Source organism: Streptomyces sp. NPDC088400 (genome assembly GCF_044753355.1).
Lineage (GTDB): Bacteria > Actinomycetota > Actinomycetes > Streptomycetales > Streptomycetaceae > Streptomyces.
Window position 1 is genome coordinate 212,210 of sequence record NZ_JBIVMZ010000005.1, and the last position, 16,157, is coordinate 228,366.

The window sequence follows — 16,157 nt, forward strand, 5'->3', positions numbered from 1 at the left end:
TGCGGAGAGGCGGGGAGACATGGGAGCTGAACAAATGGCCGACGACGCCGACCGGACGCCCGGCAGAGGCGGCGACGGCCTGGAGCCGGTTCCCCCACCACGTCCGCTGGACGCGATCGACCGGGACATCCTCCGGATTCTGCAAACGGACGGCCGGGCCTCCATACGGTCCGTGGCCGAGCGCGTCCATGTCTCGCGCGCCAACGCGTACGCCCGCATCAACCGGCTGATCGACGACGGCGTGATCCGGGGATTCAGCGCCAGGGTCAACCATGAACGCGCGGGTCAGGGCGCGTCCGCGTACATCACCCTGAAGATCGTGCAGAACTCCTGGCGCACCGTCCGCGAACAGCTCCAGGAACTGCCGGGCGCCACGCATATCGCTCTGGTGAGCGGCGACTTCGACGTACTGCTGCTGGTGCACACGCCCGACAACCGGACGCTGCGCGAACTGGTCCTGACCAGACTTCAGGCCATTCCCGAGGTCCTGTCGACGCGCACGCTGCTGGTGTTCGAGGAGACGGACCTGGACCCGGGCGCGGGCGCCGTGCCGCCTCCTTAGGAAGCGGCGTCTTCAGGAAGCGGCTTCCTCAGGAAGCAGCTTCCTTCGAGGGCCTCCCGCCGAGGCCTCCGGGAAGCCCTTCAGCCCTTCAGCCCTTTCAGCCCTGCGGGCCCTGAGGGTCCGTGCGCAGCCCGTCCAAAGCCAGCCGTACGACCGCGTCCGCCACCTGGTCACGGTCGTAACCTCCGGCCGCGTGCGGCCGGTACCACTCCACCAGGGAGTTGACCATGCCGAAGAGCAGCCGGGTCGCCAGCCTGATGTCGATATCGGCCCGCAGGTCCCCGTCGGCGGCGGCCGCCTTGAGCAGATCGGCGACCCGCTGGTCGAACTCCCGGCGGCGTTCCATCGCCCAGCGCTCGGTCCCGGTGTTGCCCCTGACCCGCAGCAACAGCGTCACATAGGGCAGTTCGGCCGTCAGCACCTCGACCGTCCGGCGGGTCACGTACTCGACCCGCCCGATGGCCCGTCCGTGTGTCGCACCCTCCTCCTCAAGGATCCCGAAGAGGCCGTCCAGAGCGCGGCTGACCGCACGGCGCAGCAGCTCCTCCTTGCCGACGACATGGTGGTATATCGAGGACTTCGAGATCCCGGCCGCCTTGGAGAGATGCTCCATGGACGTGCCGTCGTAGCCGCGCTCGTTGAAGACCTGGACGGCCACGGTCAGCAGGGTCTCGGGCGTGTAGGTGTCGCGCTTGGCTGTGGTCATGACGCGTCGTCCTCCCGCGCGGCTACCAGACGGCGGAGTTCCTGGGACGGGGCGTAGCGGCCCGTGGGGTACTCGTCGTGCAGGGACTGCAGCGTGGCCAGCACCCACCGGACGCCCAGTTCCAGCACCCAGTCCAGGGGCCCCCGCGGATAGTTGACGCCGAGCCGCATCGCGGTGTCGATGTCGTCCGGGGCCGCCACCTCGCGCGCGGCCGCGTCGAGCGCGAAATCGGCCAGCATCGCGACCGTGCGGGCCACGATCATGCCGGGGATGTCGGCGATCACGCTGACATCCTTGCCCAGCGCCTGGAAGAGGCCGACAGCCTCCTCCACGGCCTTCGGTTCCACCCGGGCGGCCGGCGCGAGGGCGATCCTGGTCGCCTCCCGGTAGTCCAGCGCAAGATCGAAGTGGATGACGGGCATCCCGGCGTCGTCGGCCGCCGTACCGTCCGCCAGGAAGAGGCGTGTGCCGTTGGACAGCTCGATCCAGCCCGGGTAGTCGGGCACGGCGTCGTCCTCACGGACGACTTCGATGCCCGCCTCCTCGAACAGGCCGGGCAGAGCGGACGCGGCGTAGAGCTCGCCCTGGACGGTGATCGAGGAGGGCGCGGGCGCGGGCCCCGCGGTGTGCGCTCTCGGCCTCGGCGCGGCGTTCTCTCCGTACGGGAACCAGCCCTGGCCCGACTTACGGCCCAGGCGCCCCGACTCGACCAGCCTGCGCTGGGCGAGCGACGGCGTGAACTTCACGTCCTGGAAGAAGGATTCCCAGACGGACCGGGTGACGGCCTCGTTGACGTCCTGGCCGATCAGGTCGGTCAGCTCGAAGGGCCCCATCCGGAAGCCCCCGCACTCACGCAGCACCGCGTCGATCGTGGCGGGGTCGGCGGCCCGCTCCTCGTACACGCGCAGCGCTTCTGCGTAGAAGGGGCGGGCGATGCGGTTGACGATGAACCCCGGGGTGTCGGCGCAGCGCACCGGCGTCTTGCCCCAGGCCCGGGCCGTCTCGTACGCGCGGTCGGCGGCCGTCGCGTCCGTCGCGAAGCCACTGACGACCTCCACGAGCGGCAGGAGGGGCGCCGGGTTGAAGAAGTGCAGTCCGACGAAGCGGCCCGGGTGGCGCAGCCCGCCGCCGACGGCGGTGACGGAGAGGGAGGAGGTGTTGGTGGCGAGCAGACAGTCGTCGGAAACGATGTCTTCCAGGGCCGCGAACAGCTCCCGCTTGACGGAGAGGCGTTCCAGGACGGCTTCGACGACGAGCGCGGAATCGGCCAGTTCGGCCAGTTCCGCGGCCGGGTGCAGCCGCGCCGACGCGGACTCGCGCGCCGCCGCGTCGAGCCGGCCCTTCTCGACCAGCCGGTCGAGTCGCCCGGCGATGGATGTGGTGGCCTGCTCCGCGCGGCCCGGCACGGTGTCGTAGAGCCGTACGGAATGGCCGGCGACCAGCGCCACCTGGGCTATGCCCTGGCCCATCGTGCCGGCGCCGACAACCGCGACGACGCGGTCGGGCTCGATTGCTGTCATGGGCGCAATCCTCCCGTATGAGTGAGCCGAGTGGTCCACGGCCGAGTTATCCACAGGTTTCGCCGGACTCTCTTGCCCCGACCGATCGTTCGGTTACTCTAACTCTGTCCGTCCGCTCGCATCCCTGCCCGTGTCCCTGATGCTCAGCCCGACCGAGGAGTGGGTCCGTCATGGCCGTCGCCCAGCTCAGTCCCCAGCAGCTCTCCGAGAAGCACCGGCCCACGCTCGACCAGGCCCTCGATACGATCCGCACCCGCGCCTACTGGTCGCCGCACCCCGAGCATCCCAAGGCGTACGGCGAGAGCGCGCCCGCCGACGGCCTCGCCGCCTTCGAGGCGCTGCGCGGGACCCGCTTCGAGCTGGATCAGCCGGGCCTGGACGGCTGGACGGGCGGCGAGATCTCGCCGTACGGGCCGGCGCTGGAGATCGAGTATCCGCACGCGGACATGGACGTGCTGCTGCCCGCTCTGCGCGCGGGCATGGGCGCGTGGCGCGCGGCGGGCCCCGAGGCTCGCGCCCTGGTCTGCCTGGAGATCCTGGCGCGGATCAGCGCCCGTACGCACGAGTTCGCGCAGGCGGTGATGCACACCAGCGGACAGGCCTTCATGATGGCGTTCCAGGCGGGCGGCCCGCACGCCCAGGACCGCGGCCTGGAGGCCGTGGCGTACGCGTATCAGGAGCAGACCCGTACGCCCGCCGCCGCGGACTGGTCCAAGCCGCAGGGCAAGCGCGACCCTCTTGCGCTGCGGAAGTCCTTCACGGCCGCCCCGCGCGGGATCGCGCTGCTGATCGGCTGCAACACCTTCCCGACGTGGAACGGCTACCCGGGCCTGTTCGCCTCCCTGGCCACCGGCAATCCGGTCCTGGTCAAGCCGCATCCGCGCGCGGTCCTGCCGCTCGCGCTGACGGTCAAGGTGGCCCGCGAGGTGCTCGCCGAAGCCGGTTTCGACCCGAATCTGGTCGCTCTGGCCGTGGAGCGTCCCGGTGAGGGCATCGCCAAGTCGCTGGCCGTGCGCCCCGAGATCCGGATCATCGACTACACCGGGTCCACCGCGTTCGGCACCTGGCTGGAGACCCACGCCGGCCAGGCGCAGGTCTACACGGAGAAGGCCGGCGTCAACACCGTGGTCATCGACTCCACCGACGACTACAAGGGAATGCTCGCCAACCTCGCCTTCTCGCTGTCCCTCTACAGCGGTCAGATGTGCACCACGCCGCAGAACCTGCTGATCCCCCGGGACGGCATCGCCACGGACGCGGGCGAGAAGTCGTACGACGACGTGGTGGCCGATCTCGCGGCCTCGGTGAGCGGGCTGCTGGGCGACGACGCCCGTGCCAACGCGCTGCTGGGTGCGCTGGTCAACCCCGATGTGAAGGCCCGCCTGGAGGCGGCCGCCGGGCTCGGGGACGTCGCGCTCCCCTCGCGCGAGGTCACGCATCCGGACTTCCCGGACGCGGTGGTCCGGACGCCCGCGATCGTGAAGGCCGACGGTGCCCGCAAGGTGTGGGAGAAGTCCGGGGAGGGCGGGCCCACGGGCGAGGCGGCGGAGGTGGCGTATCTGTCCGAGTGCTTCGGCCCGGTGTCGTTCGCGGTTGCCGTGGATTCGACGGCGGACGCGCTGGAGCTGTTGCGGCGCACCGTACGGGACAAGGGCGCGATGACCGTCGGCGCGTACACGACCTCGCCGGAGACGGAGCGTGCGATCGAGGAGGTCTGCCTGGACGAGTCCGCGCAGCTCTCGCTGAATCTCACGGGCGGGGTGTATGTGAACCAGACCGCGGCCTTCTCCGACTTCCACGGCTCCGGGGGCAACCCGGCGGCGAACGCGGCGCTGTGCGACGCGGCGTTCGTGGCGAACCGCTTCCGGGTGGTGGAGGTCAGGCGCCAGGCCTGAGACCTGTCAGAGGGCGGGCGGTGCCGGGATGTCCGCGTACCGCTGGACCCAGGCGTGCATGGCGATCGCCGCGGCCGCTCCCGCGTTGATCGACCGGGTCGATCCGAACTGCGCGATCGAGCACACCATCGAGGCGTGCTCGCGAGCCTCCTCGGTCAGGCCGGGGCCCTCCTGCCCGAAGAGGAGGACACAGCGGCGCGGCAGCTCGGTCCGCTCCAGCGCCACGGCGCCGGGCAGATTGTCGATCCCGATGATCGGCAGCCCCTCGGCCGCCGCCCAGGCCGTCAGCTCCTCGGTTCCGGCGTGGTGGCGGACGTGCTGGTACCGGTCGGTGACCATCGCACCGCGCCGGTTCCAGCGCCGCCGCCCGACGATATGGATCTCCTTCGCGAGGAAGGCGTTGGCGGTACGGACCAAGGAGCCGATGTTGAAGTCATGGCTCCAGTTCTCCACCGCCACATGGAAGTCGTGCCGACGGGTGTCGAGATCGGCGACGACCGCCTCACGCGTCCAGTACCGGTAGCGGTCGATGACATTGCGCCGGTCACCGGCCGCCAGCAGTTCGGGGTCGTACCGCTCACCCTCCGGCCAGGGACCGGGGTGCGGCCCGACGCCGATCTCCGGGCCGAAGCCGTCGTCATACTGAACCGCTTCCACGGCCTCGACCGGGGTCTGAAGGGCTTCAGCCGGTGTGTCAACGGCCTCGGCCGGTCTCTCACTGCTCACCCGACGAGGGTACGTGGCTGCTCCGGGCTCTCGTGCCGCTGCTCCGGCAGGCGCGTGCGGACCCGGGAGTGCAGCCGCTTCCGCAGCCCGGCCATCCGGCCGGCGGACCAGAGCAGGAAGTTCGTCGGCAGGAACACCGCGTCGGCGGCGATCATCGCGAGCGAGAAGAACGGCAGTCCGAGCAGTACGGCGATGCCCGCGTGCTCCATCATCATGGCGACCAGCAGCACATTCTTGACACGCCGGTTGAAGAGCGTGAACGGGAAGGCGACCTGCACGATGACGGTGCCGTACGTCAGCAGCATCACGACGACGGCGCCGGACGCGAGGAGACCGGAGAGCTCCGGCCAGGGGGTGAAGTAGTCCAGCTTGAGCGGGTAGTACAGGGCCGTGCCGTCCTGCCAGCGCGAGCCCTGGACCTTGTACCAGCCGGCGGTGGCGTATACGAGACAGACCTCGGCCATGATCACGCCGAGTGCGGCATTGTGGATGAGGTTGGCGAGGACGTCCAGCAGAGCGCGCGGCTCACCACGGGGCGCGTAGCGGTTCGCCGCCCACCACAGCCCCTGCGAGGCCCAGGTCCCCCAGAGCAGGACCAGCAGCCACGTTTCGACGGGGACGCGATCCGTCACCGTTCCGACGAGGAGGCACAGGCCCAGGGCACCCCAGAGGACCGGCCCGACCAGGTCCCGTGCGGCGCCGCCCCGAGCCGTGGCTCCTTGCTCAGCCACCGGGGCGGCCACCGGGGTCCGCCCGGCCTCGGCCCGTGCCGCACGCCTGGCGTCCAGCGACCAGACCCGACCGCACCGCGTCAGCGTCAGATAGATCGCCATCAGATGAATGATGTTGTCGCCGCCGTCGCCCATGAAGATGCTGCGGTTCTGCAGCGACAGCACGCCGAACATGAAGAGCACGGACATGGTGCGGGTGCGCCAGCCGAGCATCAGCAGCACGCTGGACAGCACTGCGACGGCGAACACCACCTCGAACCACACCGTGCTGTCCGACCACATCAGCCCGGTGAAGGCGCCGTTCTTGGCGATCAGTTGCTGGGCCATGCCCCAGCTCCACGGGCCGTCCGGCCCGTACAGCTCACGACGGTGGGGCAGTTCGCGCAGCAGGAAGAGCAGCCAGGTGCCGGCGAATCCGATCCGGACGACGGCGCTCTGGTACGGGCCGAGGGCGGTCGATGTCAGGAGCTGGACGGCACGGGCGACGCCGCGCAGGTCGGAACTCAACCGCCCGGTCAACGCCGGTCCGCCGGCTCGCTCTTCAGCTCGCTCGCCAACGGGGCCGTCAACTGGGCCGTCAACTGGCTCGTCAGGGCGCTGACTTACCTGCCCACTGATGTCCTTGCTCGTCGGCTCGCTCACTCGCCCGCCTCCGTGCGGCCGTTCCGTACGCCCTCGGAAAGATCCCCGGCGTTCACCGTCCACCACGGGTAGAACTCGTAGGACGGCCGCGTGGAGACGCTCTCCTTGCTCCAGGAGGGGGAGGCGACGGCCCTGGTGGCGGACCTGAGCTGGATACGTTCCACGGACCCGCCCAGATCGTGGTCATCGAGGCGCAACATCACGATGCGGCGGACGTAGCTCTCGGAGAGCTGCCCGCGCAGACCGTTGGGGCGGCCGTCGTCGCCGTGCGATCCGGCGTAGAAGTCCCAGCCCCGGCGCAGCTCGTTCTGGTCGATGTGGCTGGGGAGGAGGTTCCCGCGGATGGCTTCGCCGTCCTCGGCGGAGAGATCGATCCAGCCGGTGGTCGTGGATGCGCCACCGGAGTCCACGACCAGGGCACGTACCTGGAGGGCGACGTTCTGCTGGAGCGGGTTGGGCGCGAAGAGCTTCCAGTTCTGCTCGAACTCGGGATAGACCCAGTCGTCGACAGCCTCGCCGTGCTGCTTGGTGAGCGTGTTGGACGGCGCGACATGCAGAAACACCATGGCCAGATGAGTGCAGGCCAGCAGCCCGACGACCGCGAGAGCGACAGCGGCCACCACCTGACCGGGGAGGGAGAGGCCCGCTATCCCCATGCCGGGTGGCGGCCCGGCATTCACACCCTTGTCGTCGTACGAATCCATGCCGTCCGATCCCCGCCCGGTAGCCCAGTCAGTTATCCACAGGAGGTTGACACCCTACGGGCCGTCGACTCACCATTGAAGCCAGCGAACCGAACGATCGGTCGGTAGGGGGTCCGGATGACGGCAGTGACCACGGGGACAGTTGCGGAGGCGGCGATGGAGACGACGGTGGAAGGGTTGGAGGCGGCGTTCGACGCCGCCGTGGCCGCCGACGAGCGCATCGAGCCACGCGACTGGATGCCGGAGGCGTACCGCGCCTCGCTGGTCCGCCAGATGGCCCAGCACGCCCACTCCGAGATCATCGGCATGCAGCCCGAGGCGAACTGGATCACGCGCGCGCCGTCGCTGCGCCGCAAGGCGATCCTGATGGCCAAGGTCCAGGACGAGGCAGGACACGGCCTGTACCTCTACAGCGCGGCCGAGACTCTGGGCACCGGCCGCGACGAGCTGCTCGACAAGCTCCACACCGGCCGTCAGAAGTACTCGTCGATCTTCAACTATCCGACGCTGACCTGGGCCGACGTCGGCGCGATCGGCTGGCTGGTGGACGGCGCGGCGATCACCAACCAGGTGCCGCTGTGCCGCTGCTCGTACGGCCCCTACGCCCGCGCGATGGTCAGGATCTGCAAGGAGGAGTCGTTCCACCAGCGGCAGGGGTACGAACTGCTGCTGGCCCTCAGCAGGGGGACGCCCGCGCAGCACGACATGGCGCAGGACGCGGTGAACCGCTGGTGGTGGCCGTCCCTGATGATGTTCGGCCCGCCGGACGACGAGTCGGCACACTCCGCGCAGTCCATGGCCTGGAAGATCAAGCGGCATTCCAACGACGAGCTGCGCCGGCGCTTCGTGGACATCTGTGTCCCGCAGGCCGAGGCCCTCGGGCTGACCCTCCCCGACCCGGATCTCCGCTGGAACGAGGAGCGGGGCCACCACGACTTCGGGGCGGTCGACTGGACCGAGTTCCAGCAGGTGCTGAAGGGCAACGGGCCGTGCAACGAACAGCGGATCACCCAGCGCCGCCGGGCGCACGACGAGGGAGCCTGGGTGCGCGAGGCGGCTGCCGCATACGCGGCGAAGCACAGCACCGACGGAGCACGGCGGGAGGCGACGGCATGAGCGACTCGACCGACTGGCCGCTGTGGGAGGTGTTCGTGCGCTCCCGCCGGGGGCTGTCCCACACCCACGCGGGGAGCCTGCACGCCCCGGACGCGGAGATGGCACTGCGCAATGCCCGTGATCTCTACACCCGGCGCAACGAGGGCGTGTCGATCTGGGTGGTGCCGTCCACGGCGGTCACGGCCTCCTCGCCCGACGAGAAGGACCCGTTCTTCGCCTCCGCCGCCGACAAGCCGTACCGGCACCCGACCTTCTACGAGATCCCGGAAGGGGTGAGACACCTGTGACGACATCTGTGCCGAGTGAAGCCCCTGTGACCGGCGTACCGATGACGGCCCCGGCCCGTGCGGCGGCCCTCGCCCTCGGCGACGACGCGCTGGTGCTCTCGCACCGGCTGGGGGAGTGGGCGGGTCACGCCCCGGTACTGGAGGAGGATGTCGCCCTCGCCAATATCGCCCTCGACCTGCTGGGCCAGGCGCGGATCCTGCTCTCGCTCGTGGGGGACGAGGACGAGCTGGCCTATCTCCGCGAGGAGCGGTCCTTCCGTAACGTCCAGTTGGTCGAGCAGCCGAACGGCGACTTCGCGCACACGATCGCCCGCCAGCTCTACTTCTCCACCTATCAGCTGTTTCTGTACCGGCAACTGGCTGCGGGGGAAAGTGAGTTCACCGGACTCGCGGCGAAGGCGGCCAAGGAGGTCGCGTACCACCAGGACCACGCCGAGCACTGGACACTGCGGCTCGGCGACGGCACGGGCGAGAGCCACGAGCGGATGCGGCGAGCTTGCTCGGCGCTCTGGCGGTTCACCGGCGAGATGTTCCGGCCCGTCGAAGGGCTGGAGATCGACTGGCAGGCCCTGGAGGGAAGTTGGCTCGATTCCATCAACGCCGTGCTGGAGCGGGCGACGCTGCCGGTGCCGGACGGGCCCCGGTCCGGGGCCTGGACAGCGGGCGCGGGCCGGCAGGGACTGCACACCGAGCCGTTCGGGCGGATGCTCGCCGAGATGCAGCATCTGCACCGCAGCCACCCGGGCGCGTCATGGTGACCGGCATGGGTTCCCCCGTCGCCTCCACGGCGCTGGAGGCGGAGCTGCGCGAGCTCGCCGGTGCCGTTCCCGACCCCGAGCTGCCGGTGGTGACGCTGGAGGAGCTGGGCGTGCTGCGTGCGGTCCAGGTGTCGGGCCCCGGGAAGGTACGGGTCGAGCTGACCCCCACCTACACCGGCTGCCCGGCGATCGAGGCGATGTCCTCGGACATCGAGCGCGTGCTGCGGGAGCACGGGATGCGGGAGGTCTCGGTCGTCACGGTCCTCTCCCCGGCCTGGTCGACGGACGACATCAGCGCCGAAGGCCGGCGCAAGCTCGCGGAGTTCGGCATAGCTCCGCCCCGCCCGCACACCGTGGACGGACCGGTGCCGCTGACGCTCTCCCTGCGCTGCCCGCACTGCGGCTCGACCGACACCGAGCTGCTGAGCAGGTTCTCCTCCACTGCCTGCAAGGCGCTGCGCCGCTGCACGGCCTGCGGCGAACCGTTCGACCACTTCAAGGAGTTGTAGATGTTCCATCCGCTCCGGGTCAGCGAGGTCGAGCGGCTCACGGACGACGCGGTGGCCGTCACCTTCGCCGTGCCGCCCGAGCTGCGCGAGACGTTCCGGCACCTCCCCGGCCAGCACATCGCCCTGCGCCGCACCTCAGGGGGCGAGGAGATCCGGCGTACGTACTCGATCTGCACGCCGGCCGGGGCCGACCCCGTGCTGCGGGTGGGCATCCGGCTGGTCGACGGCGGAGAGTTCTCGACATACGCCCTCAAGGAGCTGGCCGTGGGCGACCTGGTCGAGGTCATGGAGCCGGCCGGTCGTTTCGTACTCACGCCCCGTGCCGGGCGGTTCGCGGCGATCGTGGGCGGCAGCGGCATCACCCCAGTGCTGTCGATCGCGGCCACCCTGCTGGCGCGCGAGCCCGATGCCCGGTTCTGTCTGGTCCGCAGCGACCGCACGGTGGCCTCGACGATGTTCCTGGAGGAGGTCGCCGACCTCAAGGACCGCTATCCGGACCGCTTTCAGCTGGTCAGCGTGGTTTCGCGGGAGGAGCAGCAGGCGGGGCTGCCGTCCGGGCGGCTGGACCGGGCGCGGCTCAGCGGACTGCTGCCCGCGCTGCTCCCGGTGGCCGATGTCGACGGCTGGTTCCTCTGCGGCCCGCTGGGTCTGGTGGTCGGCGCCGAACGCGCGCTGCGCGGACTCGGGGTGCCCCGGGCCCGTATCCACCAGGAGATCTTCCACGTCGACGACGCGGCGGCCGGTGCCACGCCGGCCGCGTCCTCGGCCGCGGTCCGGGCTCCCGCCCACAGCACCCTCACCGCGACCCTCGACGGCCGCTCCGGCACCTGGCCGGTCCAGGACGGGGATTCCCTGCTGGAGACCGTGCTGCGCAGCCGCGCGGACGCGCCGTACGCGTGCAAGGGCGGTGTGTGCGGGACCTGCCGGGCGTTCCTGGTCTCGGGCGAGGTCCGGATGGACCGTAACTTCGCGCTCGAACCGGAAGAGACCGAAGCCGGTTATGTACTGGCCTGCCAGTCCCATCCGGCCACCGCGGAGGTGGAGTTGGACTTCGACCGCTGACACCGGAGCCCTGGGCCGGGGCCTCGCCGGGACGGCTCCAGCCGGTCCGAGTTCGGCACCCGGGCCGGCTCCGCGTCCGGGGGGGGCCAGACCGGTCCGATCTTGTTCCGATCCGCTGCGGCGGCCGAGCGGCCGGTCTCAGCCCGTGCCCGCTCCTAGGGTCGGGCGTGCCTCAGAGGACGAACGCCGGGCTGTCGTTGTCGTCGGTGACCATCGGACGCCCGGCACCGTCCCAAGCGAGCATGCCGCCGTCCACGTTCACCGCGTCGATGCCCTGCTGCACCAGATACTGGGTGACCTGTGCCGAGCGGCCACCGACCCGGCACATCACATACGCCCTCCGGCCCCCGTCCACTGCCTCGGTCACCTCGCCGAGACGGGCGACGAAGTCGCTCATCGGGACATGCAGCGCACCCTCGACATGACCGGCCGCCCACTCGTCCGCCTCGCGGACGTCCAGCACCAGACTGTCGGACGGAACCGCCGCGGCGTCGACCGAGGGCAGCGGAGCGAAATTCATGAGTGTCGCCTTCTCTCGTACGGGACCGGTGCCGAAGCCGAATCCGGCGCCGGGGCTCGGCGCCAGAACCCGGTACCGGAATCCGGTGCCGGGATCCCTGCGGGAGCCAGGACGGAATCCGGTCCGGAGCCAGGACGGGCCCCGGTCCGGGGCTCCGGAAAACCTACTCCACCAGCCCGGCGAGTCGTGTCTCACGCTCGGAGACCTCCGCGAGCAACTGTTCGGCGATCTCCTCCAGCAGCCGGTCCGGGTCGTCGGGCGCCATCTTGAGCATCGCTCCGATCGCGCTCTCCTCCAGCTCCTTGGCGACGAGCGTCAGCATCTCCTTGCGCTGCGACAGCCACTCCAGCCGGGCGTAGAGCTCCTCGCTCTCACTCAGCTGGGGCGCCCGCGGTGCGGGACCCGCCGCCCACTCCTCGGCGAGTTCCTTCAGCAGCGGCTCGTCCCCGCGCCCGTACGCCGCGTTGACCCGCGTGATGAACTCCTCGCGGCGGGTCCGCTCCGCGTCTTCCCGCGCCAGGTCCGGGTGCGCCTTGCGCACCAGATCCCGGTAGAGCTTGCGTGCCTCGTCGCTCGGCCGGACCCGCTTGGGCGGCCGCACCTGCTGACCGGTGAGCATCGCCGCCGCCTCGGACGACAGGCCGTCGGAGTCGAGCCAGTCGTGGAACAGCTCCTCGATGCCAGGCATCGGCTGCACGATCGCACGGGCCTCGCGCGCCTTGCGCAGATCCTCGGGGTCGCCGGTACGAGCCGCACGGGCCTCGGCGATCATCGCGTCCAGCTCGTCCAACCGGGCATACATCGGGCCGAGCCGCTGGTGATGCAGCCGGGAGAAGTTCTCCACCTCGATCCGGAAGGTCTCCAGAGCGATCTCGAACTCGATCAGGGCCTGCTCGGCTGCGCGCACGGCCTTCTCCAGCCGCGCCTCGGGCCGCGACGAGGCCGCGTCGGCCCTCTCTGCCTCGGCCGCAGCCTCCACGGCCGCTTCCGATGCTGTAGCCGTGGCTGCCGCGTCGGACGTGACTGCCTCGTCACCCCTGTCACCTGCCGCCGACGACTCCCCCGGCCCGGCATCCGCCGCGCCGCTCAGGCCCACGGCCGCCGTGGACTCCGCGGCATCCGGCACGTCTCGTACGTCCTGCTCGTCTTCGTTACGGATCGTCGGCTCCCCAGGGGCGTCGTGCATCACCCGTCCAGCCTACGGGCGATCGCGGCCGCCTCCGTCCCCTGCCCGGCTGTCACACCCCGAGCTCGGCCGCCGTCCGCCCGCTCCTGATGGCCGCCACCAGCGCGGAGTGGTCCGCCTCCGTCCGGTCGGCGTACGCCACGGCGAAGGCCGCGACGGCCGTGTCCAGCTCCTCGTTCTTGCCGCAGTACCCGGCTACCAGGCGCGGATCCACGCTGTGGGCGTGTGCCCTGGCCAGCAGCGCCCCGGTCATCCGGCCGTAGTCGTCCACCTGGTCGGCCGGCAGCGCCGCCGGGTCCACGCTCCCCTTGCGGTTCCTGAACTGCCGTACCTGACAGGGCCTGCCCTGGACGGTCGTCCAGCCCAGCAGGTTGTCGCTCACCACCTGCATCCGTTTCTGACCGAGAACCACGCGGCGCCCCTCGTGCACCACTTCGGGTGCCTCGAATCCGACGGCCGGCAGATGCGGCAGCAGGGCGGAGGCCCGCGCCTCCTTCACCTGGAGCACCAGCGGCTCGCCCCGGTGGTCGAGCAGCAGCACCACATACGACCGCGTCCCCACGCTCCCGGTGCCGACCACCCGGAACGCCACGTCGTGGACCGCGTACCGCGCGAGCAGCGGCAGCCGGTCCTGGGAGAGCGTGCCCAGGTACTCCTCCAGCGAGGCGGCGACCGCCGCGGCCTCCTCGTCGGGCACCCGCCGCAGCACGGGCGGAGCGTCCACGAAGCGCCGTCCCGCGGAGCCCTCCCCGCTCTCGTCGTCCAGCGCCTCGGTGGCCTTGGCGGCGAACCGCGCGCTCGTGTTGTTCCTGGCCTTCTCCGAGACGCGCTCCAGCGTGCCGGCCAGATCGCGCGCGTCCGCGTGCGAGACGAGTTCCTCGTCGGCGATCGCGTTCCACGCGTCCAGCGCCGGGAGCTTCGCCAGCAGCCGCATCGTGCGCCGGTAGGCGCCCACCGCGTCGTACGCCCCTCGCCGGCAGGTGTCCTCGTCCGCACCCGCCTCCCGGCCGGCCAGCACCAGCGAGGTGGCGAGCCGCTTGACGTCCCACTCCCAGGGACCGACCACGGTCTCGTCGAAGTCGTTGAGATCGATGACGAGCCGGCCCCGCGCGTCTCCGTACAGGCCGAAATTCGCCGCATGCGCGTCACCGCAGATCTGCGCACCGACGCCGGTGACCGGCGTACCCGTCAGATCGTGCGCCATCAGCCCGGCGGCGCCCCGCAGAAAGGCGAAGGGCGTCGCGGCCATCCGTCCCACCCGGATCGGCACGAGCTCGGACACCCGACCGCGGCTCGACTCCTCGACGGCCCGCACCGCGTCGGGCCGCCCCGCCCCGAACGCCACCGCGTCGTGCGAGGACCGCGGCACCCGGTCCCGCAGCGCCTTCCCCCGGGCCTTGGGAGCATCGGCGGCGCCCATACGCGGCGCGAACCCCGGCACCTCGGGAATGCGCCCGGAAGCCGTCCGCCGTCCGGACACCACTGCCTCGACCTCGCCCATGGCGTGTCGCCTCCCCCGTACTCGTAACCCGACCTCGCGTGAGATCAACTGCCCACGACGGTACCGCCGAGCGCGGACAACCGTCCTCGCCTGTGGACAACTCCCGCGCAGCTGACCGGCCGCGCCGGGACCACCATGAACCATCACGTCCCAAGCCGCCCCGGGACCACGCCCTAACAGGGTTCTTCGGGCTTCTTCCACAGGTAGGAATCGGCCCACAGCGACAGTTCCTTCAGCGCGGGTTCCATCGCCGCCCCCGCCTCGGTCAGCCGGTACGAGACACGCAGCGGCGGCCCCTCGTCGACCTCACGCAGGACCAGACCCGCCGCCCCCAACTCGGTCAGCCGGTCCGAAAGCATGCGCTCACTGATGCCCGGGATCGCCCGCCGCAGCTCGGCGAAGTAAGCCGCCCGTTCCATCAGTACGGAGATGATCGGCCCGGTCCAGCGCTTGCCGAGCAGCCCGAAGACCCGCGTGATGCCCACGTCGACCTTCTTGCACGCGTCCTCGCTGTGGTCCGCCATACGCACAGAGTACTGGCCCGGGCCAACGGGATGAAAAAAAGTAAGCGACTATGTTATCCATAGTGCATACGGATTTTTCATCCGCCCGTCCCGCGCCACCCATGGAGACCGTCATGGCCACGCTTCTGCACATCGACTCCGCCGTCTTCCCCGAGGGCTCCGCCTCGCGTGACATCACCGCCGCCTTCGTCCGGTCCTGGACGGAACAGCACCCGGAGGGCAAGGTCATCTACCGCGACCTCGCCGCCACCCCGCTGCCGCACCTGGACACCGCCGCCGTCATGGCGGGCGCGGAGAACGAACTGCGCGCCGAGCTCGCGGCCGAGCTGGCCGAGGCCGACGCCGTACTCATCGGCGCACCGATGTACAACTTCTCGATCCCGTCCACCCTGAAGGCGTGGCTGGACCAGGCGATCATCGTCGGCCACAACGCGGGCCCCGACAGCACGCTGGCGGACACCCCGTTCACGATCGTCGCCAGCCGCGGCGGCTCGTACGCTCCCGGCACCCCGCGTGAGGACTTCGAGTTCGTCCAGAACTACCTGGAGAAGGTGCTGAACGGCATGTTCGGCGTCACCGAGATCGACTTCATCGTCCCGGAGCTGACCCTGGCCCGCTCCAAGCCGGAGATGGCCGAACTGATCCCGCTCGCCGACGCGTCCCGCGCCAAGGCCGACGAAGAGGCCACCCAGAAGGCCAAGGCCCTGGCCGCCCGCCTCTCGGCCTGACCCCACCCCTGAGCGTCCACCGCGCGAACGCTCCGACACCGCCGGCGCTTCGGCACCGCGAGCGCTCCGACGCCCCGACGCCCCGACGCCCCGAGCGCGGACGCGCCGAGGATCACGGGCGTACCAGGACACCGCCGAGAGCCGGGAGATGCCTCCCGCAGGGCCTCAGCCCTGCGGGAGGCATCTCTCACACCGCGCCGCCACAGCCACAGCCACAGCCACAGCGAACCGGACAAGAAACCGGCCGGAATGCGAAGCCGAACCCACCCCCGAAGACGTCCGGAGAACCCCGGAGAGCCGAAGACGTCCGGAGAACCGAAGACGTCCACGAACGAAAAACGAAGAAGCCCCGCAGGTCGATGACCTGCGGGGCTTCTCTTCTGTGCGCGAGGGGGGAGTTGAACCCCCACGCCCTTTCGGGCACTGGAACCTGAATCCAGCGCGTCTGCCTATTCCGCCACCCGCGCATTGGGTGTGTCG

17 protein-coding genes and 1 tRNA gene are annotated in these 16,157 nt (G+C 70.6%); 8 read left to right on the top strand and 10 right to left on the bottom strand.

The genetic code is table 11. The annotated features are described in order from the left end of the window. Positions 1-34: 34 nt before the first annotated feature. Positions 35-562: an Lrp/AsnC family transcriptional regulator gene (locus tag ACIQD6_RS15020; RefSeq protein WP_401882878.1), complete on the top strand. Its 528-nt coding sequence runs from the start codon at positions 35-37 to the stop codon at positions 560-562. 97 nt (positions 563-659) lie between these two features. Here ACIQD6_RS15020 and ACIQD6_RS15025 read toward each other — a convergent pair whose 3' ends face one another. Continuing rightward, complete coding sequence (locus ACIQD6_RS15025; protein WP_401882173.1) at positions 660-1,268, bottom strand: TetR/AcrR family transcriptional regulator; 609 nt, start codon at positions 1,266-1,268, stop codon at positions 660-662. Next, positions 1,265-2,788, bottom strand: a complete 1,524-nt coding sequence (locus ACIQD6_RS15030) for a 3-hydroxyacyl-CoA dehydrogenase (RefSeq protein WP_401882175.1) — start codon at positions 2,786-2,788, stop codon at positions 1,265-1,267. Before ACIQD6_RS15030 ends, ACIQD6_RS15025 begins: the two co-directional genes overlap by 4 nt. 170 nt (positions 2,789-2,958) lie before the next feature. Here ACIQD6_RS15030 and paaN point away from each other — a divergent pair, with 170 nt between their 5' ends. Beyond that, positions 2,959-4,683, top strand: coding sequence for a phenylacetic acid degradation protein PaaN (gene paaN / locus ACIQD6_RS15035; protein WP_401882178.1), 1,725 nt, complete (start codon positions 2,959-2,961; stop codon positions 4,681-4,683). 6 nt (positions 4,684-4,689) lie between these two features. On the opposite strand, the gene ACIQD6_RS15040 is transcribed toward paaN, so the two are convergent. From ACIQD6_RS15040 to ACIQD6_RS15050, 3 genes are all read right to left on the bottom strand, one after another. Continuing rightward, a complete protein-coding gene (locus tag ACIQD6_RS15040) occupies positions 4,690-5,340 on the bottom strand; it encodes a TrmH family RNA methyltransferase (RefSeq protein ID WP_401882879.1) in 651 nt (216 codons plus the stop codon). A 65-nt stretch (positions 5,341-5,405) separates the two neighbouring features. Next, positions 5,406-6,647, bottom strand: a complete 1,242-nt coding sequence (locus ACIQD6_RS15045; protein ID WP_401882180.1) for an HTTM domain-containing protein — start codon at positions 6,645-6,647, stop codon at positions 5,406-5,408. Between the two features lie 131 nt (positions 6,648-6,778). After that, entirely contained in the window at positions 6,779-7,528 is a 750-nt protein-coding gene (locus ACIQD6_RS15050; RefSeq protein ID WP_401882882.1) for a DUF5819 family protein, read from the bottom strand. Positions 7,529-7,603: 75 nt separating this feature from the next. Between ACIQD6_RS15050 and paaA the strand changes: the two genes are divergently transcribed. The 5 genes from paaA to ACIQD6_RS15075 are packed head-to-tail and all read left to right on the top strand — an operon-like array spanning position 7,604 to position 11,218. Continuing rightward, entirely contained in the window at positions 7,604-8,602 is a 999-nt protein-coding gene (gene paaA / locus ACIQD6_RS15055) for a 1,2-phenylacetyl-CoA epoxidase subunit PaaA (protein WP_401882183.1), read from the top strand. Continuing rightward, a complete protein-coding gene (paaB, locus tag ACIQD6_RS15060; RefSeq protein WP_401882185.1) occupies positions 8,599-8,889 on the top strand; it encodes a 1,2-phenylacetyl-CoA epoxidase subunit PaaB in 291 nt (96 codons plus the stop codon). Before paaA ends, paaB begins: the two co-directional genes overlap by 4 nt. 41 nt (positions 8,890-8,930) lie before the next feature. Further along, positions 8,931-9,647, top strand: coding sequence for a 1,2-phenylacetyl-CoA epoxidase subunit PaaC (gene paaC, locus ACIQD6_RS15065; RefSeq protein ID WP_401882884.1), 717 nt, complete (start codon positions 8,931-8,933; stop codon positions 9,645-9,647). A 5-nt stretch (positions 9,648-9,652) separates the two neighbouring features. Beyond that, the gene (paaD, locus tag ACIQD6_RS15070) at positions 9,653-10,156 is read left to right on the top strand and encodes a 1,2-phenylacetyl-CoA epoxidase subunit PaaD (RefSeq protein WP_401882188.1); all 504 of its coding nucleotides are present in this window, start codon (positions 9,653-9,655) and stop codon (positions 10,154-10,156) included. Next, positions 10,157-11,218 carry a 2Fe-2S iron-sulfur cluster-binding protein gene (locus ACIQD6_RS15075; RefSeq protein WP_401882191.1) on the top strand — a complete coding sequence of 354 codons (1,062 nt, stop codon included), beginning with the start codon at positions 10,157-10,159 and terminating at the stop codon, positions 11,216-11,218. 172 nt (positions 11,219-11,390) lie between these two features. Here the strand turns inward: ACIQD6_RS15075 and ACIQD6_RS15080 are convergent, their stop codons facing one another. The 4 genes from ACIQD6_RS15080 to ACIQD6_RS15095 form a co-directional block, all read right to left on the bottom strand. Further along, positions 11,391-11,738 (bottom strand): rhodanese-like domain-containing protein, encoded by a 348-nt coding sequence (locus tag ACIQD6_RS15080; RefSeq protein WP_401882192.1) that lies wholly within the window; start codon positions 11,736-11,738, stop codon positions 11,391-11,393. Between the two features lie 163 nt (positions 11,739-11,901). Beyond that, positions 11,902-12,927 (bottom strand): hypothetical protein, encoded by a 1,026-nt coding sequence (locus ACIQD6_RS15085; RefSeq protein WP_401882195.1) that lies wholly within the window; start codon positions 12,925-12,927, stop codon positions 11,902-11,904. Positions 12,928-12,976: 49 nt separating this feature from the next. Further along, complete coding sequence (locus tag ACIQD6_RS15090) at positions 12,977-14,425, bottom strand: DUF2252 domain-containing protein (RefSeq protein WP_401882198.1); 1,449 nt, start codon at positions 14,423-14,425, stop codon at positions 12,977-12,979. A gap of 173 nt (positions 14,426-14,598) precedes the next feature. Next, positions 14,599-14,949, bottom strand: a complete 351-nt coding sequence (locus ACIQD6_RS15095) for a winged helix-turn-helix transcriptional regulator (RefSeq protein WP_401882201.1) — start codon at positions 14,947-14,949, stop codon at positions 14,599-14,601. A gap of 113 nt (positions 14,950-15,062) precedes the next feature. On the opposite strand from ACIQD6_RS15095, the gene ACIQD6_RS15100 reads away from it, so the two are divergent. Next, positions 15,063-15,677, top strand: coding sequence for an FMN-dependent NADH-azoreductase (locus ACIQD6_RS15100; RefSeq protein ID WP_401882204.1), 615 nt, complete (start codon positions 15,063-15,065; stop codon positions 15,675-15,677). Positions 15,678-16,060: 383 nt separating this feature from the next. On the opposite strand, the gene ACIQD6_RS15105 is transcribed toward ACIQD6_RS15100, so the two are convergent. Then, a tRNA-Leu gene (locus ACIQD6_RS15105) sits at positions 16,061-16,144 on the bottom strand. Between the last annotated feature and the right edge of the window lie 13 nt (positions 16,145-16,157).